Consider the following 21253-nt stretch of genomic DNA (forward strand, 5'->3'; position numbering starts at 1 on the left):
GGCGCCACCCTTGCCGCCTGACGCGGCACGCGGCACGCGGCACGCGGCACGCGGCACGCGGCACGCGGCACGCGGCACGCGGCACGCGGCACGCGGCACGCGGCACGCGGCACGCGAGATCTTGGTATCAAACGGCCCCTAGAGGGGCCCTTTCGTACCAATATCTCCGCGTCGTCCTGACACGTGGGACACGACTCCCGCGGCTCGGGACGCGCAAACCGGAAACGGCGAGTTCGGGGTGGGCAGGCGACGGGTGGAACGCCATGGGTGTCATCGGCCTGCGGAGGCACCCGTGGTGTTCCACCGAGCGGCCGGGCCGGGCCGCGCCGGGCCGGGCCGGGCCGGGCCGGGCCGCATCTCGGCCACCCGACGGCATCGCTGGCGGTTATCGGGCGGGCCGCCCGGGAGCCGGCAGCGTTGGCGCGGCAGACGGCCCGCAGCGGCGGGCGGCGGGCGGCGCGGCAGGCTGCGGGCGGGGCGGCCCGACGGGCTGCGGGCGGGGCGGCGGGCGGCGGAGGGGTGAACGTGGAGGAAAGGCACGCATCGTGATCGGGCGGATTCGGGTGGCTACCGTTCGGCGCACGGGTGACGTGGCGTCCGCCGCGTCGCGTGGCAACCTGTCGCATCCCTCGGGCAGGATGCACGACGTGCACCGCCAACGGTACGACCAGCCGACCGGAGACCGCCGATGACCGACGATCAGCTCGACGGGCCCGGCGAGGGTGTCGGCCGGGTGCTCGGCACCGCCGACGCCACCCCGCTCACCTTCTGGACCGCCGTCGCGCCGGGCAGCTACCTGCAACTCGACGACGTGGTGGTGACCCGTCGCGACCTGCCCGACCGTGAGCCGGTGACGATCGCCGGGGTGGTGACCCAGGTGCGCGCCCGGCACGAGGGGGCGCAGTTCGACTCCGACGTCTTCGCCATCGCCGACGGCACGCTGCCGGCGCAGGTGCAGGAGGCGGCCGAGGTGACCACCACGCGGGTCGACCCGGAGTTCTACGTGCCGCCCACGCCGGGCGCGGTGGTGCACCGGGCCGAGGGTGACGCGCGGGCGCGGGCGCTGCACTTCGACCGGATGGAGCGGCGGATCCCGATGGGGATGGGCCGCGACGGCGTGCCGGTCTACCTCAACGCCGACTTCCTCGACGGCACCCGCGGCGCGCACGTGTCGATCTCCGGCATCTCCGGTGTCGCCACCAAGACCAGCTTCGCCACATTCCTGCTCTACTCGGTGTTCCGCTCCGGCGTGCTGGGCGGCGACGCCGTGAACGCCAAGGCGCTGATCTTCAACGTGAAGGGCGAGGACCTGCTCTTCCTCGACCACCCGAACAGCCGGCTCGACGACCCGACCCGGGCCGCGTACGCGAAGCTGGGCCTGGACGCCGGGGCGTTCCCGGACGTGCGGGTGTACGCCCCGCCGCGGGTCGGCGACTCCTCCGGCACGCCGGATGTGAGCAGCCGGCTCACCGGCGTGGACAGCTTCTACTGGACGCTGACCGAGTTCTGCGCCGACCGGCTCCTGCCGTACGTGTTCGCCGACGCGGACGACGAGCGCCAGCAGTACACGATGGTGGTCCACTCGGTCGCCGCGCACCTGGCCCGCTACGCCCAGCCGGCCGACGGCGGGGTGAGCATCGACGGGGTGCGGCTCGGCTCGTACGCCGATCTGGTCGACCACGTGGTCGAGCAGCTCAACGACGACGAGACACGCGGCGAGTGGGCGGGCAGCGCGGTCGGGCTGGGCACCGTCAACGCGTTCGCCCGCCGGCTCATCGGCAGCAAGAAGGACCTGGGCCGGCTCATCCGGGGCGACCTGGCGATGCGCCGCCCGCACTCGATCAACACGGCGGAGAGCGCCCAGGTCACAGTGGTCGACCTGCACAACCTGCCGGATCGCGCGCAGCGGTTCGTGGTCGGCGTGACGCTCAAGAGCGAGTTCGAGCGCAAGGAGAAGGCCGGCACCGCCAAGCCGCTGCTGTTCGTCGTGCTCGACGAGCTGAACAAGTACGCGCCACGGGAGGGCTCGTCGCCGATCAAGGAGGTGCTGCTCGACATCGCCGAGCGGGGCCGCTCACTGGGCGTGATCCTGGTCGGCGCGCAGCAGACCGCCAGCGAGGTGGAACGGCGGATCGTCACCAACTCGGCGATCCGGGTGGTGGGCCGGCTCGACCCGGCCGAGGCGTCCCGCCCGGAGTACGGCTTCCTGCCGCCCGCCCAGCGGCAGCGGGCGCTGCTGGCCAAGCCGGGCACGATGTTCGTCAACCAGCCGGACATCCCGGTGCCGCTCTGCCTGGAGTTCCCGTTCCCGGCGTGGGCCACCCGGGTCTCGGAGGCGGGCCGCGCGCCCTCGGAGACGCTACGGTCGATCACGCAGGCCGCCGATCCGTTCGCGGTGGTCGGCTCCGGCTCCTCCGACGACGACATCCCGTTCTAGGCGGCACCCAGATGAAGATCCTGCACACCTCGGACTGGCACGTCGGCAAGGTCCTCAAGGGGCAGTCCCGGGCCGAGGAGCACAAGCAGGTCCTCGCCCAGGTCATCGACATCGCCCAGCGTGAGCGGCCCGACCTGGTGATCGTCGCCGGTGACCTGTACGACACCGCCGCGCCGACCCCGGAGGCGACCCGGCTGGTCACCCGGGCGCTGACCGCGCTGCGGCGAACCGGGGCCGACGTGGTGGCGATCGGCGGCAACCACGACAACGGCGCGGCGCTGGACGCGCTGCGGCCGTGGGCCGAGGCCGCCGGGATCACGCTGCGCGGCAGCGTCCGGGAGAACCCGGACGAGCACGTCGTCGACGGGGTCACCGCCGGCGGGGAGCGCTGGCGGCTCGCCGCGCTGCCGTTCCTGTCCCAGCGGTACGCGGTGCGCGCGGTGGAGATGTACACGCTCACCCCGGCCGAGGCCAACCAGACGTACGCCGACCACCTGGGGCGGGTGCTGGACCGGCTCGCCGAGGGGTTCACCGAGCCGGACCGCGTGCACCTGGTGACGGCGCACCTGACTGTGGTCGGGGCGAGCACCGGCGGCGGTGAGCGGGACGCGCACACGGTGCTCGGATACGCGGTTCCGGCGACAGTCTTCCCCGGCAACGCGCACTACGTGGCGCTGGGTCACCTGCACCGCTCGCAGCGGGTCATCGGCCCGTGCCCGATCCGCTACAGCGGCAGTCCGCTCGCCGTCGACTTCGGCGAGCAGGAGAACGTCGGCTCGGTGACGATCGTGGAGGTGACAGCCACCACCGCCGCCCGTATCCGCGAGGTGCCGGTGCCGGGCGCGGTGCCGCTGCGCACGGTACGCGGCACGCTCGCGCAGCTCGCCGAGATCGAGGCGCCGGAGGGCTGGCTGCGCGTCTACGTCCGGGAGCAGCCCCGGGCCGGGCTGCGCGAGGACGTGCAGGAGCTGCTGCCCCGGGCGCTGGAGATCCGGATCGATCCGGAGCTGGTGCCCGCTCCGGGCAGCGGGACACGGACGGCTCAGCGGGCCGGCCGGTCGCCGGGCGAGTTGTTCGGCGACTACCTGGACAGCCGCGGGCACGCCGACGAGGGTGTCCGGGAACTCTTCGACGAGCTGCTCGAGGAGGTGGAGCACTGATGCGGCCGATGCGGCTGGACATGGCCGGGTTCACGGTGTTCCGCGACGAGACGACTGTCGACTTCACCGACGCGGACTTCTTCGCGCTGGTCGGGCCGACCGGTTCGGGCAAGTCGACGGTGCTCGACGCGATCTGTTTCGCCCTCTACGGGACGGTGCCGCGCTGGGGCGGCGCCCGGGGGCTGGCGAACGCGCTGGCGCCGTCGGCGACCGAGGCGCGGGTCCGGCTGGTCTTCGAGTCCGCCGGGGACCGCTACGTGGCGACCCGGGTGGTGCGCCGCGACGGCCGGGGCACTGTGAAGACCGCGAACGCCGGTCTGCAGCTCATGCCGCCGGGGTTCGACGTCACCAAGCTCGACACCGGGCTCAGCCCGGACGATCTGGGCGAGGTGGTGGCGGGCACCCCGGCCGAGATGGAGCAGGCGGTGCTGGACGCGGTGGGGCTGCCGTACGAGCAGTTCACCTCGTGCGTGGTGCTGCCGCAGGGACAGTTCGCCGACTTCCTGCACGCCAAGCCGGCCACCCGCCAGCAGATCCTGGTGAACCTGCTCGGGCTGGGCGTCTACGAGTCGGTGCAGAAGAAGGCGGTCGAGCGGGCCGGGCAGGCCGAGGCGAAGCTGGAGACTGTCGACAAGATGCTCGGCGGGCTCGCCGACGTCGACGACGAGAGTCTGGCCGCCGCCCGGGAGCGGGTGGACGCGATGCGGGAACTGGCCGCAGCGGTCGCTGCCGCCGTACCCGAATGGGAGCGGGCCCGTGCGACGGCGGGTGAGCGGGCCGCGGCGCTTGCCGCCCTCGACGCCGAGCTGGGTGTGCTGGCCGGGGTGCGGCCGCCGGACGGCACCGCCGAGCTGGCGCGGGCGGTGGCGCAGGCCCGGGTCGCCGCCGACGAGGCGGCGGCCGCGGTCGGGCTGGCCGAGGAGCGCGAGGAGAAGCTGCGCGGGGAGCTGGCCGCCGCCGGTGACGAGAGCGCGCTGCGGCTGCACCTGAAGGCGTACGCGGACCGGGACCGGCTGACCGCGGAGGCGGCGACGGTCCGCGCGGCGGTGGACGCGGCGCGGACCGAGCACGAGGCGGCGGTGGAGGCGCTGGCGGCGGCGCGGGCGGACGCGCAGCGGGCCGAGACGGAGCTGGAGTCGGCGTTCCGCGCGCACGAGGACGCGAAGGCCGCCGACCAGGCGGTGGCGCTGCGGGCGCACCTGGTCGGCGGCGCGCCGTGCCCGGTGTGCGAGCAGACCGTCACCGCGGTGCCGGCGGTGCCGAAGGGTTCGGCGGTGAGCCGGGCGATCGAGGCGGGCAAGGCCGCGCGCGCGGCGAGCGAGGCGGCCAAGCGGGTGGTGCAGGAACGCGACACCGCGGCCCGTGACTCCGACCGGGTGCTGCTGCGCGCCCGGACCCAGCACGACCAGTTCGGCGCGCGCCTGGCCGAGCTGGACGAGCAGCTCACGGACGCGCCCGCGCCGGAGCGGCTGCGCGAGTCGCTGGCCGAGCACGCGCGGCTGCGGACGGCACTGGAGGAGGCGGCGGGCGCGGTGCGGGCCGGCCGGGAGGCGGCCCGGCGGGCGCGGGGCGCGCTCGACGCCGCGCAGGAGCGGCTGCGCCGGGCCTGGCGTGACTTCGACGCGGTACGCGACGGGCTGGCCCGGTTCGGGCCGCCGGCCGCCGACCGGGACGACGTGGCGGCGGCGTGGGCGGCGCTGGCCGGCTGGGCGGGCGAGCAGGCGCAGGCGCGGCGCGCGGAACGGGACGGGCTGGCCGACTCGGTGGAGGCGGCGCAGCGGGCCGCGGCCGAGGTCGCCGACGGGATCGCCGCGTTGTTCACCGCGGCGGGGCTGGACGCCCCCCAGGACGCGCCGCGCGACGTGGCGGTGGCGGTGGAGCGGGCCGAGGCGGAGTTGCGCCGGCTCGACGAGCGCCGCGAGCAGGCCGCCGGGCTGCGGGAGCAGCGGGCCGGGCACGAGCACGAGGCCCGGGTGGCGCGGGCGCTCGCCTCGCACCTGCGGGCCAACAACTTCGAGCGCTGGCTGCTCACCGAGGCGCTGGACCTGCTGGTCGACGGCGCGTCGGGGATCCTGCGGGAGCTGTCCGGCGGGCAGTACGACCTGGTGCACGACAAGGGTGAGTTCTTCGTGGTCGACCACCACGACGCCGGGCTGCGGCGCGGGGTGCGCACGCTGTCCGGCGGGGAGACGTTCCAGGCGTCGCTGGCGTTGGCGCTGGCGCTGTCCGAGCAGCTCGCCGGCATGTCCACCACCGCCGCGAGCCTGGAGTCGATCGTCCTGGACGAGGGTTTCGGCACGCTCGACGCGGCGACGCTCGACACGGTCGCGGCGACGCTGGAGAACCTGGCCGCCCGGGGCGACCGGATGGTCGGCGTGGTCACCCACGTGCCGGCGCTGGCCGAGCGCATCCCGGTCCGGTTCGAGGTCCGCAAGGACGCGCGGACGGCCCGGGTGGAACGGACCGGCCTGTGACCGGCACGGGCCGGCGGAGCGCCGCGTGACCGGGCCGTCGCCGGCGTTCTTCGTCGACGCGTGGGATCCGTCGTACGGCGCGTCGTTCGAGGCGGCCGGCGGCTCCGGGCCGGCCGCGCCGAGCAGCGCGCAGGTCGACGCCGACGTCGAACTGCCGGCCACCGACTGGCGGGCGATCGGCCCGCGCGCGGGCGTGCGGGCGCCGGACGTGGTGCTGCTCGTCGACGGGGTACGCCGGATCGACGCCAGCGTCTGGACGGCCGAGGAGGACGGCGGTTCGTTCCCCGGCATCGCCGCCTCGTACGCGGCCGGTGTGGTCCGCTGCGACCTCGACCGGGGCGCCGCCGAGATGGCCGGTTCCCGGGTGGGCCGTGGCCTGTTCACGGCGAGCCCGTCGGCGCAGGACGTGGTCGCCGGGACGGTCCGCTACCCGGTGCACCGGGTCAGCGGCACCGGTGAGCTGAGCAAGCTGCCCGCGGCGGTGCAGGCGCCGCTGACCGCGCTGGAGGTGGCCGTCTCCGACGCGGTACGCACCGACGGCGACCTGCTGGTGGTGGACGGCCCGCTGCGCAGCCGGCGGAACCTGCCGCGCACGCTCGGGTACATCAAGACGCAGCACAGCCAGTACCTGGACGCCCGGCTCACCGCTGTGGTGACCGGGCTGGCGCCGGGCGAGCGCTGCCCGGTGTTCCGGCTGGGCACGGCCTGGGGCGGCTGGTCGTGGTATCTGCGGCTGCCGGTGCGCGCCGGCGCGCCCTGGGCGGGCATCGTGCGGGTGGAGTGCTCCGCCGACCTGACCGTGCCGGAGGCGATCGCGCTGGCCGACCTGTCGCTGGTGACGCTGCCCCGGTTCGCCTCCACCCCGTACAAGGATCCGCGCGCCCCGCAGAACCTGGTGCCGATCGCCGGGCTGGAACGCCGCCTGCGCGGGATGCTCGGCGATGCGCGGCTGCTGCACCGGGTGCTCACCGCCGCGGCGCGCGGGATGCGGCGCTGATGGGCCGGCGACGCGACTCCGACCGGGTGACGGCCGACGTCGACACCGGCCGGGCCGAGCTGGTGCCGGACGCCGACCGTCCGGGCTCCTGGACGCTGCTGCTCGACGGCGCGCCGCAGTCGCATGTGGACCTCGACGACCCGTCGCACCTGGAGTTCGAGTACGTCCGGCGGCTGGCCGCCGCGCTGGACCTGGTGGCGCCGGCCGGGACACCGCTGCGGGTGCTGCACCTGGGTGGCGGCGCGCTGACCCTGCCCCGCTACGTGCAGGCCACCCGGCCCGGTTCGACGCAGCGGGTGTCCGAGGTGGACGGCGCGCTGGTGGAGCTGGTCCGCCGCGAGCTGCCCTGGCCGTCGGATCCGCGCCTGAAGGTCCGGGTGGCCGACGCGCGGGCGACGCTGACGTCGAGCCGGGACGGCGCATACGACGTGATCGTGGCCGACGTGTTCGCCGGCGCCCGTACCCCCGCGCATCTGACCTCGGTGGAGTACGCCGCCGAGGTGGCCCGGGTGCTCGCGCCCGGCGGCAGCTACCTGGCGAACGTGGCCGACGGCCCGCCGCTGCGGCACGCCCGCGCCCAGGTCGCGACGGTGCGTACCGTGCTGCCCCGGGCCTGCCTGGTCGGCGACGCGGCGGTGCTGCGCGGCCGGCGCTACGGCAACCTGGTGCTGGTGGCGTCCCGGGTGGAACCGCCGGTGCCGGAGCTGACCCGGCGGGCGGCGGGTGACTGGTTCCCCGGCCGGGTGCTGGCCGGTGCCGAGCTGGACCGGTTCACCGGCGGCGCGGCGGTGGTCCACGACGCGGACGCCGTCGACTCCACTCCCCCACCGCCGGGAATTTTTTCGGTCAAACGTTGATCCGATCGGCTGATCGCTGCGTATCCCCGGGCGGCCATGCCCGTGGGGGGCCGGCTGATGTCATTGGACAGCGGAGGTCTGCATGCATGCGGTGGCGGCCGGCTGGCACGGCGAGGTGGCGCGGCCCGAGTGGATGTTCGCCCGGGCACAACCACACTCGCGCGCCTCGCGTTCGGGCCGGGGGGTCGACGCCCGGTCTGCCGATCGCCAGAATGACCCGGTGCCGCCGCGACCCGCTCCCGGACGCCACCAGGCGACCTCCGCCGAGGCCAGCCACTCCGACCAGTTGATCCGCCTGCTGTACGCCGAGCACGCCGGCCCGCTGCTGATGTTCGTGATGCGGCTGACCGGCGGGGACCGGCAGCGCGCCGAGGACATCGTGCAGGAGACGCTGCTGCGGGCCTGGCGCAACGCGCACCGGCTCGGCGTGCAGGGCCAGGGCTCGCTGCGCCCCTGGCTCGTCACTGTGGCCCGGCGGATCGCCATCGACGAGCACCGCAGTGAGCAGGCCCGCCCACCCGAGACTTACGACCGGGATCTGACCATGTTCGCCGAGTCGGACAGCACCGACCGGGTGCTGCGCACGATGACCGTAGCGGACGCGCTGCGTACGCTGAGCCAGTCGCACCGGGAGATCCTGGTGGCGACCTACTTCCGGGGGCGCACCGTGCCGGAGGCGGCCGAGGAGCTGGGGCTCCCGCTCGGTACCGCCAAGTCACGGGTCTACTACGCGCTGCGCGCGTTGCGCACGGCTCTGCAGGAGAGGGGGGTGACCGAATGAGCCGGGCCGATCACATGGACGTCGCCGCGTACGCGCTCGGCGTACTGGACGCGCAGGACGCGGAGCGGTTCGAGGAGCACCTGGCCACCTGCTGGGCCTGCGCGGCGGAACTGGAGACGATGGTCCCGGTGGTGGGACTGCTCTCCGGCATCGACGGCGAGGCGATGGCCGCGCTGGAGCAGACGCACACCGATCCGGCGCTGCTGGACCGGACACTGATGGCGGTACGGCGGGACCGCCGTCGTACCCGGGTGCGGCAGTTGCTGGCGACGGCGGCGGCCGTGGTGGTGTTCGGCGGCGCGAGCGCGGCGGCGGCCGGGATGCTCGGCGACGATCCGGCGCCGCCGCAGGCCGGGCCGACGCAGGCCGCGCCGAGCGTGGCGCCGAGCGGCGAGCCGGGCAACCCGAACGACCCGGGCGTCGGCGGGAAAGAGGACATCGAGGGCGACCAGCACAACGCGACCGACCCGGGGACCGGCGTGCAGACCACGATGTGGCTGGCCCGCAAGGAGTACGGCACGCAGATCGCGGTGCAGCTCAGCCGTCTGCCGGGGCCGCGCACGTGCCGGCTGGTGGTGGTCCGCAAGAACGCCACGAGCGAGGTGATCTCCACCTGGTCGGTGCCGGTCGGCGGCTACGGGACGAACCAGAACCAGCTTCCGCTGGAGCTGAGCGCGTCCACCTCGGCCCCGGTGCGCGACATCGACAAGCTCCAGGTGCAGTCGGTCGACGCGAACGGCGTGGCCAGCACGCTGGTGACGGTGGACGACATCTGATCTGGTGTGCCGACGGCGCCGGGTGGCTGAGCCACCCGGCGCCGTCGCGTCGTGCCCGGGCCGGCGGACCCCCTCGTGCTGACGCACGCATGCCGGCTTCCATCGGTTCAATCGGTCCACTGTGAAATGTGCCACCCTTGCGGGTTCAACCTTGACAGCACCGCGCCCGTACTACTCGGCGAACTGCCAAGAACGAGGAGGGCACGTGGCACACCACAAGCGGACGACCGTCATCGTCGCGAGCGCGATGGTCGCACTTACGGCCTGCGCCCCAGCGGGCTACAACGGGGCGAACTCGGGCGCGGCCGAGCCGGTCGCCGTCGCCGCGGCCGAACCCACCGCGGCGGCCGAACCGGAGGCGTCGGCGGCTCCCGAGGAGGAGCCGGTCGCGGACAAGGCGCCCCCGGCCAACGTGAAGATCACCGACGAGCTGGTCGGCAAGAAGCTGCCGCGGATGGGCCGCGTCGTCACCGACCAGGACGGCTGGGTGCTGTACCGGTTCGACAAGGACTCCGACGACCCGCCGCAGTCCAACTGCGTGGACAAGTGCGCCGAGGTGTGGCCGCCGTCGCTCACCGACGGCAACCCGCAGCTGCGTGGCGTCTCCGACGACAAGGTCGGCACCATCACCCGTCAGGACGGCACCCGGCAGCTCACCATCGGCGGCTGGCCGGTCTACCGCTACATCGGCGACAAGAAGCCCGGCCAGTGGAAGGGCCAGGGCGTCGGCGGCACCTGGTTCGTGGTCGACCCGAACGGCAAGAAGAACCTGACCTGCCTGCCGACCGGCACGCCCAAGGCGGTCGTGCCGCCCGCGGCGGGCAGCTCGGACAGCTCCGGCGGCGGCTCGGACTACTCGTACTGACACCGCAGGACACGGTGACCGGTCGCCGCCGGGGAGGGCGCGGCCGGTCACCGTCGCGAACCCCGGGAGGCGGGCCGCACCGGCATCGGCCCGCCTCCCGGCCAGGCGTGCCCGGCGTCACGGCCGGGCCGCGTGGCAGAGTGGCCTGGTGACCTCGCCCGACGCCCGCCGTACGCTGCGCCCGCCGGCCGGCTACCGCCTGGCCCCGTCGGTGCGGGCGCTCACGTTCAGCCCGTACGACCCGTGTGCGCGGATCGCCGCCGGCACGTTCTGGTGGGCCACCCGCACCCCGGACGGCCCGGCCACGCTGGCGCTGCGCCCGTCCGCCGGCGACCTGCTGGCCGAGGGGTACGGCCCCGGCGCGGCCTGGGTGGTCGACCGGGCCGACCGGATCGCCGGGCTCTGCGACGACCTGACCGGGTTCGCCGCGCTCGCCGGTACGCACCCGCTGGTGGCCCGCCTGGCCCACACGCACCACGGGCTGCGGATGCCCGCCACCGGCCAGATCTTCCCCCGGCTGCTGCGGGCGGTCTTCGAGCAGAAGGTCACCGGCAAGGAGGCGTACCGGGCGTACGCCGCCACAGTGCGGCACTTCCGGGAACCGGCGCCCGGCCCGCTGCAACCACTGCTGCTGCCGCCGGAGCCCGCCGCGGTGGCGGCCACGCCGTACTGGGTGTTCCACCCGTTCGGGGTCGAGCAGCGGCGCGCCGACACGCTGCGCCGCGCGGCGGCCGTCGCGGACCGGCTGGAACGCTGCGCCGACTCGGCGGAGGCCACCCGGCGGCTCACCGCCATCCCCGGCATCGGGCCGTGGACCGCTGCCGAGGTGGTGCGGATCGCGTACGGCGACGCGGACGCGGTGAGCGTCGGCGACTACCACGTGCCGAACACCGTGGCGTGGGCGCTGGCCGGTGAGGCGCGCGGCGACGACGCCCGGATGCTGGCGCTGCTGGAGCCGTTCCGGGGGCACCGCGGCCGGGTGTGCGTGCTGCTGGAGGCGGCAGGCGTCCAGGCCCCGAAGTACGGCCCGCGCGCCCCGATCCGCTCCTTCGCCCGCTACTGACCGGTCAGCGCCGCCGGCACAGCCGCCGCAGCGTCCGCCCCAGCCACCAGGCGTACGCCCGCTGGAAACCCGGCACGACCGGCCCGCCGGCCCGCACGTACCAGTGCGCCGGGCGGCTGAACGCGGTCACCTCGAACCAGACGCCGTCGACGCCCCGGGTCACCAGGAACGCCTCCTCACCGACCTCCGGATGCCCGGGCAGCGTGCCGTAGCCGAACCCGGCCCGGTCCGGTTCCTCCACCGTCCAGACCACCTCGGTCGGGCCCCACAGCCGCACCGGGCCGACGCCCAGCCCCGGCGTGACCCGTACCCCGGGTGCCGCGCGCGGCGCGTCCGCGCGCATCACCACGCCGGCCGCGCGGTGCAGCCGCCAGCCCAGCACCGCGTCCGCCGCCAGCGGGAAACCGCCGTCCGGCAGCCGGACCCGGTGGCGCAGGTGGTGGTAACCGGCCGGCAGGGCGCCGTCGCGGGTCGCGCCCACCTCCGGGTACGTCAGCTCCGGCACGCCGGTCACCTCCACGCTCATGGGAACACCCCAGCCAGCGTACGGCCGCCCGGGAACGCTGTGGTGAGCTGAGCCGGTGACCGACGTGACCATCGCCCCCGCCGGCCCCGCCGACGCCGGGGAGATCCTCACCGTGCAGCGTGCCGCGTACCTGGTGGAGGCGCAGCGCTACCGCGACGTGTTCCTGCCGCCGCTGACCGAGACGCTGGACGAGGTACGGGCGGCGCTGACCGGGCCGGACGTGGTGCTCGCCGCCCGGCGCGGCACCCGCCTGGTCGGCTCGGTCCGCGCCCGCCTCGACGGCGACACCGCCCACGTGGGCCGTCTCTCGGTCGCCCCCGACCAGCAGGGCCGGGGCGTCGGCGGACGGCTGCTGGACGCCGTCGAGCACGCCTGCGCCGGCCGGGTGACCCGGTTCGCGCTGTTCACCGGCGCGGACAGCGCGGCGAACCTGTCCCTGTACGCGGGCCGCGGCTACCGGGTGGTGGCGCACCGGCCGGACGAGAACGGCAACCGCCTGGCCGTGCTGGAAAAGACGGTCCCTGAACCTCCGGACGGCGCCTGAGCGGGCGCTCCGGCCCCGGTCAGCGGGCCTCGCAGCGGTGCCCGAGGCCGTCCGCCTCGGTCAGTTCCGCGCACAACGGCGCCTGAGCCCGTCCGCCTCCTGCCGCAGGTAGCGGCGCATGGTGGAGCCGCCGAGCAACCCGACCAGCCAGGCCAGCGGACCGGTCTGCACCAGGATCAGCTCGGCCCGGGTCCGCCCGTCCTCCAGCGGGATCAGCCGGTGCTCACCCCGGGTGCGCACGCCGGGGCTCGCCGACTCCCAGGCGAACGAGTACGGCGGATAGATCTCCACGACCCGCCACACGGCCGGGCGCAGCCGGGGCTGCTCCAGCCGGGCCGTCGAGCCGAGGAGCAGCGGACCGGGCTCCAGCCGACGGGCGGCGGTGACCGACGGCGTCCACTCGGGCCAGCGCTCGACGTCGCTCTGCACCTCCCAGACCCGGTCGACGTCGGCGGCGATCTCGACGGACTCGGCGAACCGCATGGGCTTCTTCCCTCCCCCGTGGACGGTCCACTCAGCCTATGCCCGCCCTCCGCTCGCGCGCCGCCCCTCGCCCTCGCTCGCCCGCTCTCGTCGATCTTGGAGTTGTGGCGCCCAGGATGTCCGTTCGGCGAAGTCTATGAGGTGCCACAACTCCAAGATCGGCGGTTCGCCCGGGCCGGAGATGCCCGGCCCCAGGGGTCACCCGGCGTTCCGCCGCTCGGTGCCGGCCGACAGGCGGTTCGCCCCGGCCGGGTCAGGCGGCCTCGTGGAGATCGGCCAGGGAGACCGGGGCGTACCGCTTCAGCAGGTGTTCCAGCTCGGCGACCGAGCCGACCTCGCCGAGGACGTTCGCGCCGCCGCCGTGCTCCGGCGGGTAGCGGTGCGACAGCCGGTAGCGGTAGCGGCCGCGGACCAGCTCGACGCTGACCCGCCAGCGCCCGCAGCATTCGCAACTCCACTCCGGCACGCCGCGACGGTAGCTCTGACCTGCGGTTCCACCATTCGGGCGGCGGTGACGAACGCGGCCGGGACGGGACACGCCACCCGGCCACCGGCGGTGATCTGCCTCACCACTGTCGGTGGGGTCTGGTTGACTGGTCGCCGTGGACCTGCCGATCAACCCTCCGGTCGAGCCGATGCTCGCCAAGAGCGTCGCCGAGCTGCCCACCGATGCCGGTCTGACCTACGAGCCGAAGTGGGACGGCTTCCGCTGCATCGTGTTCCGCGACGGCGACGAGGTCGAGCTGGCCAGCCGGGGCGGCAAGTCGATGACGCGCTACTTCCCCGAGGTGGTCGAGCAGGCCCGCCGGCAGCTCCCGGCCCGGTGCGCGGTCGACGGCGAGCTGATCGTGATCCGCCGGGACGGCCCGGGTGGGCAGCCTCGGCTCGACTTCGAGCTGCTGGCCCAGCGGATCCATCCGGCCGCCTCCCGGGTGAAGCTGCTGGCCGAGACCACCCCGGCCGACTTCGTCGCGTTCGACCTGCTGGCGATCGACGACGAGCTGCTCGTCGACCAGCCCTATCCCCGGCGGCGGGAGCGGCTGGAGCAGGCGCTGTCCGGGGTGCGCCCGCCGGTGCACGTGACGCAGGTGACCACCGACCCGGAGACGGCCCGGCGCTGGTTCGACGTGTTCGAGGGCGCCGGGCTGGACGGGCTGATCGTCAAGCCGGCCGACCTGCCGTACGAGCCGGGCAAGCGGCTCATGTTCAAGGTCAAGCACGCCCGCACGATGGACGCGGTGGTGGCCGGTTTCCGTTGGCACAAGTCCGGTCCGGTCGTCGGCTCGCTGCTGCTCGGCCTCTATGACGACAACGGCGTGCTGCACCACATCGGCGTCAGCTCCTCGTTCACCATGGCCCGCCGCAAGGAGCTGCTCGACGAGCTGGAGCCCTACCGCGACGTCGGCGGCGAGCACCCGTGGGTGCACGGCGACCACGAGCGGGGCCAGCGCATCCCGGGCGGGGTGAGCCGGTGGACCGGCGGCAAGAACCTGGAGTGGGAGCCGCTGCGTCCGGCACTGGTGGTCGAGGTGGCGTACGACGCGATGGAGGGCGACCGGCTGCGGCACACCGCCCGGTTCCTGCGCTGGCGACCCGACCGTGATCCCCGCTCCTGCGACTACGGTCAGCTCGACCGCCCGATCCGTTACGACGTCGACGAGGTGCTGCGCGGCGATCCGGCGGCGACGGTCGGTGACACCCGCGGCCGGGCGTAGCCTGACGGTCGACACGATCATGGAGGGCGCCCACGTGACCCGCTTCCCCGAACGGACCCGCCGGTTCCGGCCCGTCCTGGCCGCGTTCGTCGCGGCGGTGGTGCTCACCGCCGGCTGCACGCTGCCGGCGTTCGCCCCGCGCGCCGAGAGCGAGGGCGAGGCCGCCCCGCCGGGTACCGCGCCGGAGTGGCGGGCCTGCCCGGAGGTGCCCGACGAGCTGGTCGGCCGGGGCGCGGCGGACATGCGCTACGACTGCGCCCGGATCGCCGTGCCGCGCAACTGGGGCACCGGGGCCACCACCGGCGCGACCGCCGGGCCGGGCGCCGGTGAGACGTTCGAGATCGCGCTGATCCGGGCCCGCTCGACCAAGCAGCGCGACCGGATCGGCTCGCTTGTCATCAACCCGGGCGGTCCCGGCGCGTCCGGCGTCGACACCGCCGTCTACCTGTCATTCGGCCCGGCGTTCGGCGGCCTGCCGACGGCGATCACCGACCGGTTCGACATCGTCGGCTTCGACCCACGCGGGGTGGCCCGGTCCAGCCCGGTCAAGTGCATCTCCGACGCCGACCTGGACGCCAGCTTCGGCTACGACCCCGACCCGGAGAGCCAGTCGTCGTTCGACGGCTTCGTCGGCCTCAACCGGCGGGTCGGCGAGCGCTGCGGCGCGAAGTACGGCGACCAGCTCCCGCTCTACGGCACCGAGCAGGCCGCGCGGGACATGGACGCGGTCCGCGCGGCGGTCGGCGACGACAAGCTCACCTACCTCGGCTACTCCTACGGCACGCTGCTCGGCGCCACCTACGCGCAGCTCTACCCGCAGCGCGTGCGCGCCCTGGTGCTCGACGGCGCGGTCGACCCGCAGCAGAAGCTGATCGCCGGGTCGGAGAGCCAGGCGAAGGGCTTCGAACGGGCGTTCGACAACTTCACCAGGTGGTGCGCGGCGAACGCGGGCCGCTGCCCGATCGCCCCGGACGCCCGCGGTGCGGTCACCGACGCGATCGCCAAGGCGAAGAACTCTCCGGTACGCGCGCAGGACGGCCGCAAGGCCACCGCCGGCTGGGTCTTCTACGCGGTGATCTCGTCGCTCTACACCGAGCAGGGCTGGCAGGAGCTGGCCCGGGCGATCGACGACCTCCAGGGCGGCGACCCGGACGGCGTGTTCAAGCTGGCCGACGCGTACGCGGGCCGCGAGCCCGACGGGCACTACTCGAACCTGTTCGACGCCAACCTGGCTGTCAACTGCGCCGACGAGACCGAGAAGCCGTCGCGCGAGCAGGTCCGCTCGCTCCAGTCGCAGTGGCGGCAGAAGTATCCGCTGTTCGGTCCCGCCCTGGCGGTGGGGATGCTGGGCTGCGTGGAGTGGCCGGGCGAGCGGGATCCGTATCCGACCGGCCGGGCGAACGGCGCCCCGCCGATCCTGGTGGTCGGCACCACCGGTGACCCGGCCACGCCGTACGAGCAGACGCCCGCGCTCGCGTCGATGCTCGGCGTGGGACGGGTGCTGACCTGGGAGGGCGAGGGGCACACCGCCTACCCGCAGACCTCGTGCGTGACGTCTGCGGTCGACGCGTACCTGATCTCGCTCACCGTCCCCCGGGAGGGGCTGCGCTGCCCCGCCCGGTGACGGCGCGGCCGGCGGCCGGGGTCCGGACGCCGGCCGGGCCGCCGGTCAGCCGGCGGCCGGGGGCGTCCAGCCCTCCGGGATGTGTCCGATACGGACGCGCTGGGGGTGGTCGCCGACCGGGACGCTCACGACCTTCTGCCCGGTGGCGAAGTTGATCGCGGTGACCTGGTCCGCGCCGGATTCGGAGATCACGCAGTCCCGGCCGTCCCCGCTGACGGTGGCCCAGTACGGCTTGCTCGCGGGCACCAGCGGTCCCTCGCGCAGCGTGGCCCGGTCCAGCACCGTGGCGTAGTCGTCCATGGTGCCGGCGACGCAGATCCGGGTGCCGTCGGGGCTCATCGACAGGCCGTGGTGCCGGGAGTCGTTGACCCAGGTGGTGCGGTCCTCGCTGGTGGCCGGGTTCTTCGGCAGCGTGGCGACGCGGGTGACCCGGTCGGTGGCCACGTCGTACTCGACGACGCCGTTGAAGAAGGACACCTGGAAGTAGAGCCGGCTGCCGTCCGGGGTGAAGACGGCGGGGCGGACCGCGTCGGAGAGGTCCCGGCGGCCGGCGGCGTCCAGCCGGTCCCGCATGTCGATCACCTTGACCACCTGGTACGTGCTGGTGTCGGCGACTGTGATCCGGCGGTCGCCCTTGGTCCAGTCGAGCCACGGCGCGTCCAGGTCGGTGTTGACCTCGCCGATGGACATGTTCCACAGCCGGGTGCCGCCGTCGGTGTAGATGTTCTCGTGCGGCTTGTCGCCGGCGCCGAACGAGCCGAGTTGCGCGCCGGTGCGGATGTCCAGCACGTGCACGGTGTTGGAGGTGGAGGCGGAGACCGCGACGCGGGTGCCGTCGGGCGAGACGGCCATGTGGTCGGCGCGGTAGCCGGAGACCGGGAACCGCCAGCGCAGCGCGCCGGTGGCCAGGTCGATCGAGACGACGTCGGCGAAGCTGGGCCGGGACACCACGAGCGCGGTGCCGTCCGGCGTGGTGTACATGTCGTCGATGAGCTGGTCGTGGCCCTCCCCCGGGCCCTGCCGGATGCCGAGGAAGAACGCCAGCTTGATCGGGTTGAGGTAGATCTCGCGCAGCCGCGCGGCGCGGTCCGGGATCACGTTGATCCGGCCGAGCCTGGCGTAGTCGCCGCGGGACCGGATCACGTCGGCGGTGCCGTCCCAGTTGTTGCCGACGAACATCACCTCCTGGAGCGCCGCCGCGGCGGCGGCCGGCGCGGGCGCGGTCACCAGCGGCGCCGGCGCGACCAGGGCGAGCGCGGCCAGCACGGCCAGGCCGGCGCGGCGGCGGCGGGTACGGGACGGGTGCTGTGGCACGGGTGTCATGGACGCCTCCTGGCAGCCGGTACGACATCGACGTTTCTCAGTGGCGCGAGCGGTGTTACCTTGCGGTAACAACCAGGAGAGCAACCGGCCGCCCGCCCGGGCTAGGGACCTGACGCCAACGCCCGCGCGGCCCGGTTGTGCCGCGTCGACAACCGGAGGGCGGCGGACGCCGATGACCCGGATCGGACAGGCCCCGACGTTCGGCGCGCTGCTGCGCGACCTGTCCGCCGATCCGGCCGCTGTCGACGAGGTGGCGCGGGCGGCCCGCGCGGACTCCCCCGAGGTGGCCCGGCTTCCGGCCGACGAGGTACGCCGCCAGGTCGTGCTGCTGCTGACCAGTGGCCTGGGTGCGCTGGAACGCCGCGAGGACCCGGCCGGACGCGACTTCGCCGAGGCCCGGCGGCTGGGCGCGGACCGGGCGGCGCAGGGCGTCTCGGTGGCCGGTCTGCTGCGCGGGGTGCAGGCCGGGCGGGACCGGGCGGTGGAGCTGGTGGTCCGGCACGGGCGGGCCGCCGGCATCCCGGACGAGGTGCTGCTGGAAGGGCTGCTCACCATCGGCCGGTACGCCGCGGCGGTGGAGCGGGCGGTGGTTGACGGGCACCGCGGCGCCGAACGGGAACTGGCACGTACCGGCGCGGCTGCCCGGGCTCACCTGCTGCGGCGGCTGCTGCGCGACGGTCCGGCGGGCCTGCAACCGGCCGAGCTGACCCGGTTCGGGCTGCGGCCGGACGGGCGCTACCACTGCCTGGTCGCCGCGCCGCCCGACCCGGTCCGGGCGTACGCGCTGCACCGGCAGCTCACCGCGCGGGGCGGCCTGCTCGGCACGGTCGGGGACCGGCTGGCCGGGCTGCTGCCGCGACCGCCCGACGCCGCGCCGGCCGACATGCTGACGCTGGTGGCGCCGGCGCAGCCGCTGGCACGGGCCCCGGACATGTACGCGCTCTGCCTGGCGGCGCTGGCCACGGCCGCCAATCGGCGGCTGCGCGGGCTGCGTCAGGTCACCGACCTGGCCGGGGAGACCGCGCTCGCCGCCCAGCCGTTGCTGGCCGAACTGCTGCGGGGCACGCTGCTCGGCGCGCTCGACCCGGCCGACGAGTTCCACCGGGAGCTGGCGGGCACCGCGCTCGCCTGGCTGCACCACGGCCAGCGCCTGGACCAGACGGCCGCCGAGCTGCACGTCCACCCGAACACGGTGCGCTACCGGCTGCGGCGGCTGCGGGAGCTGACCGGCGGGCCGCCGGTCGAGGAGGGCGCCCGGTGCACGGTGCCGGAGACCGTGCACTGGTGGTGGGCGCTGCGGAGCTGGCTGGACGACGGCTGACGCCGCCCGGGCCACACCGGCGCGCGGCGCTGTGCCAGGCTGGCCCGGTGACCGAGGTGATCTTCCGGGAGGCGGTCCGCGCCGACCTGCCCGCCGTGCTCGCGCTGCTCGCCGACGACGTGCTGGGCCGCACCCGCGACCTGCCCGAGGTGGACGGGGCGTACGAGCGTGCCTTCGCCGACCTCGACGCCGACCCGCGCAACCATCTGATCGTCGCTGACGACGGCGGGGAACTGGTGGGCTGCTTCCAGCTCACGTACATCCCGGGGCTGGGCCGGCACGGCGCCGAACGCTGCCTGATCGAGTCGGTGCGGGTCCGCTCCGACCGGCGCGGCCGCGGTCTGGGCCGGACGATGATGCGCTGGGCGATCGACAGGGCCCGGGAGCACGGCTGCGCGCTGGTGCAGCTCACCACCGACAAGCAGCGCGCCGACGCGCACCGGTTCTACCGCGACCTGGGCTTCGTGGCCAGCCACGAGGGCATGAAGCTGGCGCTCTGACCCGGCACCGGGCCGCCGCACGGAGGCGCGCGGCCCGGCACCCGGATCAGTCCTCCGACACCAGCCGGCCGTCGCGCAGTGTGAGCGTACGGTCGGCCAGCTCGATGAGCGCCGGGTCGTGCGTGGCGACGAGCGCTGTCATGCCCCGGGCGTGCACCACCGCACGCAGCAGGTCCATGATCGACCGCCCGGTCTCGGAGTCGAGCTGACCGGTCGGCTCGTCGGCGATCAGCAGGTCCGGTTCGTTCGCCAGCGCCCGGGCCACCGCCACCCGCTGCTGCTGCCCGCCGGACAGCTCGTACGGGCGCTGCGCCGCGTGCCCGCCCAGCCCGACCAGCTCCAGCAGCACCGCGACCCGCTGCTCCCGCTCGGCCGCCGGCACCTTGGCCAGCCGCAGCGGCACCCCGACGTTCTCCGCCGCGGACAGGATCGGCACCAGGCCGAACGTCTGGAACACGAACCCGATGGTGCCCCGGCGCAACGACAGCAGCTCCCGCTCACCTGCGGCTGTGACGTCGTGCCCGGCCACCCGGATCCGCCCGGCGTCCGGCCGGTCCAGGCCGCCGACCAGGTTCAGCAGCGTGGTCTTGCCGGCGCCGGAGCGGCCCCGGACGGCGACCAGCTCGCCGCGTCCCGCAGTGAACGAGACGTCCCGCACGGCGAGCACCGCGTGCTCCCCCTTGCCGAAGGTGCGGCTCACCCCCTCGACCCGGACCACGTCGTCGACGGCCGTCCCCGGCACCGCCGGCAGCACCACTGTCTGGTCGGTCATCACTCACTCTCCTCGCCGTGCGCCCGGTCGCCGGGGCGCACCTCGACGTGGTCGGGTTCCAGGTTGAGCCGGACCCGGTCGCGCAGGGACAGCGCCTCCACGAACTGCGCCGGCAGTTGCATCCGGCCGGTGCGATCGAGCACCGCGTACTCCTCGCTGACCATCTCGGTGCCGCCGTCGGCGGTGACGCGCGCGGTCCGGCGTACCTCGGAGGCGGTCCGGCCGTCGCGGATCGCGACGGTACGGCGGACCTGGCCGGCCACGGCGTGGTCGTGGGTGACCACCACGATGGTGACCCCCAGTTCGGCGTTGATGGTGCGCAGCGCGGCGAAGACCTCGGCGCCGGTGGCCTCGTCCAGCTCACCGGTCGGCTCGTCGGCGAAGAGGATCTCCGGGTCGTTCGCCACCGCCACGGCGACGGCGCAGCGCTGCTGCTCGCCGCCGCTCATCTGGCCCGGCCTGCGGTCGGCGCAGTAGCCGACGCCCACCATGTCCAGCAGCTCACGGGCGCGTTCCCGCCGCTTGCGCCCTCCGCCGGCCCGGCCGGCCAGCTTCATCGGCAGTTCCACGTTCTCCAGCGCGGTCAGGTACGGCAGCAGGTTGCGGCCGGTCTGCTGCCAGATGAAGCCGACCACGTCGCGCCGGTACGCGAGCCGCCGCTTGTTCGACAGCGACAGCAGGTCGTAGTCGGCGACCCGGGCGATGCCCGCAGTCGGGGTGTCCAGCCCGGACAGGATGTTCAGCAGCGTCGACTTGCCGGAGCCGGACGCGCCGACGATCGCGACCAGTTCGCCCCGGTCGATGACCAGGTCGAGGCCCTGGAGCGCGACGACCTCGACGCCCTCGGTCTTGAAGATGCGCACCAGGCCGTCGCAGACGATGTGCCCGCGCAGCCGGTCGCGCCCGCCGGCCCGTTCGGCGGCCCGCTGGGCGGCGCGCTGTTGCAGCGACGCCAGGTCCGGTACGGCGGACGACGGTTCGTCACGCGGCGTGAGACGCGCCGGGCCCGGGTGGCCGGAAGCGGTCGCGGTCATG

Annotated in this window: 20 protein-coding genes; 14 read left to right on the top strand and 6 right to left on the bottom strand. The window is 74.7% G+C overall.

Annotated elements, in window-relative coordinates:
* The first annotated feature begins 688 nt into the window (after window positions 1-688).
* From FB454_RS29515 to FB454_RS29555, 9 genes are all read left to right on the top strand, one after another.
* Window positions 689-2437 (top strand): ATP-binding protein, encoded by a 1749-nt coding sequence (locus FB454_RS29515; RefSeq protein ID WP_013474546.1) that lies wholly within the window; start codon window positions 689-691, stop codon window positions 2435-2437.
* A gap of 11 nt (window positions 2438-2448) precedes the next feature.
* Window positions 2449-3597, top strand: a complete 1149-nt coding sequence (locus FB454_RS29520; protein WP_145823909.1) for a metallophosphoesterase family protein — start codon at window positions 2449-2451, stop codon at window positions 3595-3597.
* Window positions 3597-6071: an AAA family ATPase gene (locus FB454_RS29525; protein ID WP_145823910.1), complete on the top strand. Its 2475-nt coding sequence runs from the start codon at window positions 3597-3599 to the stop codon at window positions 6069-6071. Before FB454_RS29520 ends, FB454_RS29525 begins: the two co-directional genes overlap by 1 nt.
* Before the next feature lie 25 nt (window positions 6072-6096).
* On the top strand, window positions 6097-7068 hold the full coding sequence (locus FB454_RS29530; RefSeq protein ID WP_013284849.1) for a hypothetical protein: 972 nt from the start codon (window positions 6097-6099) through the stop codon (window positions 7066-7068).
* The gene (locus FB454_RS29535; RefSeq protein WP_013474544.1) at window positions 7068-7925 is read left to right on the top strand and encodes a spermidine synthase; all 858 of its coding nucleotides are present in this window, start codon (window positions 7068-7070) and stop codon (window positions 7923-7925) included. Before FB454_RS29530 ends, FB454_RS29535 begins: the two co-directional genes overlap by 1 nt.
* A gap of 82 nt (window positions 7926-8007) precedes the next feature.
* Window positions 8008-8706 carry a sigma-70 family RNA polymerase sigma factor gene (locus FB454_RS29540; RefSeq protein ID WP_047893132.1) on the top strand — a complete coding sequence of 233 codons (699 nt, stop codon included), beginning with the start codon at window positions 8008-8010 and terminating at the stop codon, window positions 8704-8706.
* Complete coding sequence (locus FB454_RS29545; protein ID WP_013284846.1) at window positions 8703-9482, top strand: anti-sigma factor family protein; 780 nt, start codon at window positions 8703-8705, stop codon at window positions 9480-9482. Before FB454_RS29540 ends, FB454_RS29545 begins: the two co-directional genes overlap by 4 nt.
* Before the next feature lie 205 nt (window positions 9483-9687).
* Window positions 9688-10347 carry a COG4315 family predicted lipoprotein gene (locus FB454_RS29550; protein ID WP_013284845.1) on the top strand — a complete coding sequence of 220 codons (660 nt, stop codon included), beginning with the start codon at window positions 9688-9690 and terminating at the stop codon, window positions 10345-10347.
* 148 nt (window positions 10348-10495) lie between these two features.
* Window positions 10496-11410 (top strand): DNA-3-methyladenine glycosylase family protein, encoded by a 915-nt coding sequence (locus FB454_RS29555; RefSeq protein WP_013284844.1) that lies wholly within the window; start codon window positions 10496-10498, stop codon window positions 11408-11410.
* A gap of 4 nt (window positions 11411-11414) precedes the next feature.
* Here FB454_RS29555 and FB454_RS29560 read toward each other — a convergent pair whose 3' ends face one another.
* Entirely contained in the window at window positions 11415-11936 is a 522-nt protein-coding gene (locus FB454_RS29560) for a DUF1990 domain-containing protein (RefSeq protein WP_013284843.1), read from the bottom strand.
* A gap of 55 nt (window positions 11937-11991) precedes the next feature.
* On the opposite strand from FB454_RS29560, the gene FB454_RS29565 reads away from it, so the two are divergent.
* On the top strand, window positions 11992-12480 hold the full coding sequence (locus FB454_RS29565) for a GNAT family N-acetyltransferase (protein ID WP_013284842.1): 489 nt from the start codon (window positions 11992-11994) through the stop codon (window positions 12478-12480).
* Between the two features lie 60 nt (window positions 12481-12540).
* On the opposite strand, the gene FB454_RS29570 is transcribed toward FB454_RS29565, so the two are convergent.
* Window positions 12541-12963 carry an SRPBCC family protein gene (locus tag FB454_RS29570; protein WP_145823911.1) on the bottom strand — a complete coding sequence of 141 codons (423 nt, stop codon included), beginning with the start codon at window positions 12961-12963 and terminating at the stop codon, window positions 12541-12543.
* Between the two features lie 253 nt (window positions 12964-13216).
* Window positions 13217-13429, bottom strand: coding sequence for a hypothetical protein (locus tag FB454_RS29575; RefSeq protein WP_013284840.1), 213 nt, complete (start codon window positions 13427-13429; stop codon window positions 13217-13219).
* A 136-nt stretch (window positions 13430-13565) separates the two neighbouring features.
* Between FB454_RS29575 and FB454_RS29580 the strand changes: the two genes are divergently transcribed.
* Both FB454_RS29580 and FB454_RS29585 read left to right on the top strand, forming a co-directional pair.
* Complete coding sequence (locus tag FB454_RS29580; protein WP_091329494.1) at window positions 13566-14678, top strand: ATP-dependent DNA ligase; 1113 nt, start codon at window positions 13566-13568, stop codon at window positions 14676-14678.
* 19 nt (window positions 14679-14697) lie between these two features.
* Complete coding sequence (locus FB454_RS29585; RefSeq protein WP_186461677.1) at window positions 14698-16302, top strand: alpha/beta hydrolase; 1605 nt, start codon at window positions 14698-14700, stop codon at window positions 16300-16302.
* Window positions 16303-16347: 45 nt separating this feature from the next.
* Here the strand turns inward: FB454_RS29585 and FB454_RS29590 are convergent, their stop codons facing one another.
* The gene (locus tag FB454_RS29590) at window positions 16348-17625 is read right to left on the bottom strand and encodes a beta-propeller fold lactonase family protein (RefSeq protein WP_145823913.1); all 1278 of its coding nucleotides are present in this window, start codon (window positions 17623-17625) and stop codon (window positions 16348-16350) included.
* A 172-nt stretch (window positions 17626-17797) separates the two neighbouring features.
* Here FB454_RS29590 and FB454_RS29595 point away from each other — a divergent pair, with 172 nt between their 5' ends.
* Window positions 17798-18946 (top strand): RsbRD N-terminal domain-containing protein, encoded by a 1149-nt coding sequence (locus FB454_RS29595; RefSeq protein WP_030274702.1) that lies wholly within the window; start codon window positions 17798-17800, stop codon window positions 18944-18946.
* Between the two features lie 47 nt (window positions 18947-18993).
* On the top strand, window positions 18994-19446 hold the full coding sequence (locus tag FB454_RS29600; RefSeq protein ID WP_030274704.1) for a GNAT family N-acetyltransferase: 453 nt from the start codon (window positions 18994-18996) through the stop codon (window positions 19444-19446).
* A gap of 46 nt (window positions 19447-19492) precedes the next feature.
* Here the strand turns inward: FB454_RS29600 and FB454_RS29605 are convergent, their stop codons facing one another.
* Window positions 19493-20218 (bottom strand): ABC transporter ATP-binding protein, encoded by a 726-nt coding sequence (locus FB454_RS29605; RefSeq protein WP_030274707.1) that lies wholly within the window; start codon window positions 20216-20218, stop codon window positions 19493-19495.
* A complete protein-coding gene (locus FB454_RS29610) occupies window positions 20218-21252 on the bottom strand; it encodes an ABC transporter ATP-binding protein (protein ID WP_013284833.1) in 1035 nt (344 codons plus the stop codon). The genes FB454_RS29605 and FB454_RS29610 overlap by 1 nt, the downstream gene beginning before the upstream one ends.
* Window position 21253 lies beyond the last annotated feature (1 nt).

The sequence above is a fragment of the Micromonospora sp. CNZ297 genome (assembly GCF_007827625.1).

What these genes read in the sequence shown, in the direction of transcription:
- FB454_RS29515 (WP_013474546.1), top strand. Translation starts at nt 689, where the DNA reads ATGACCGACGATCAGCTCGACGGGCCCGGCGAGGGTGTCGGCCGGGTG.
- FB454_RS29520 (WP_145823909.1), top strand. Translation starts at nt 2,449, where the DNA reads ATGAAGATCCTGCACACCTCGGACTGGCACGTCGGCAAGGTCCTCAAG.
- FB454_RS29525 (WP_145823910.1), top strand. Translation starts at nt 3,597, where the DNA reads ATGCGGCCGATGCGGCTGGACATGGCCGGGTTCACGGTGTTCCGCGAC.
- FB454_RS29535 (WP_013474544.1), top strand. Translation starts at nt 7,068, where the DNA reads ATGGGCCGGCGACGCGACTCCGACCGGGTGACGGCCGACGTCGACACC.
- FB454_RS29540 (WP_047893132.1), top strand. Translation starts at nt 8,008, where the DNA reads ATGCATGCGGTGGCGGCCGGCTGGCACGGCGAGGTGGCGCGGCCCGAG.
- FB454_RS29545 (WP_013284846.1), top strand. Translation starts at nt 8,703, where the DNA reads ATGAGCCGGGCCGATCACATGGACGTCGCCGCGTACGCGCTCGGCGTA.
- FB454_RS29560 (WP_013284843.1), bottom strand. Translation starts at nt 11,936, where the DNA reads ATGAGCGTGGAGGTGACCGGCGTGCCGGAGCTGACGTACCCGGAGGTG.
- FB454_RS29570 (WP_145823911.1), bottom strand. Translation starts at nt 12,963, where the DNA reads ATGCGGTTCGCCGAGTCCGTCGAGATCGCCGCCGACGTCGACCGGGTC.
- FB454_RS29585 (WP_186461677.1), top strand. Translation starts at nt 14,698, where the DNA reads ATGGAGGGCGCCCACGTGACCCGCTTCCCCGAACGGACCCGCCGGTTC.
- FB454_RS29590 (WP_145823913.1), bottom strand. Translation starts at nt 17,625, where the DNA reads ATGACACCCGTGCCACAGCACCCGTCCCGTACCCGCCGCCGCCGCGCC.
- FB454_RS29595 (WP_030274702.1), top strand. Translation starts at nt 17,798, where the DNA reads ATGACCCGGATCGGACAGGCCCCGACGTTCGGCGCGCTGCTGCGCGAC.
- FB454_RS29605 (WP_030274707.1), bottom strand. Translation starts at nt 20,218, where the DNA reads ATGACCGACCAGACAGTGGTGCTGCCGGCGGTGCCGGGGACGGCCGTC.
- FB454_RS29610 (WP_013284833.1), bottom strand. Translation starts at nt 21,252, where the DNA reads ATGACCGCGACCGCTTCCGGCCACCCGGGCCCGGCGCGTCTCACGCCG.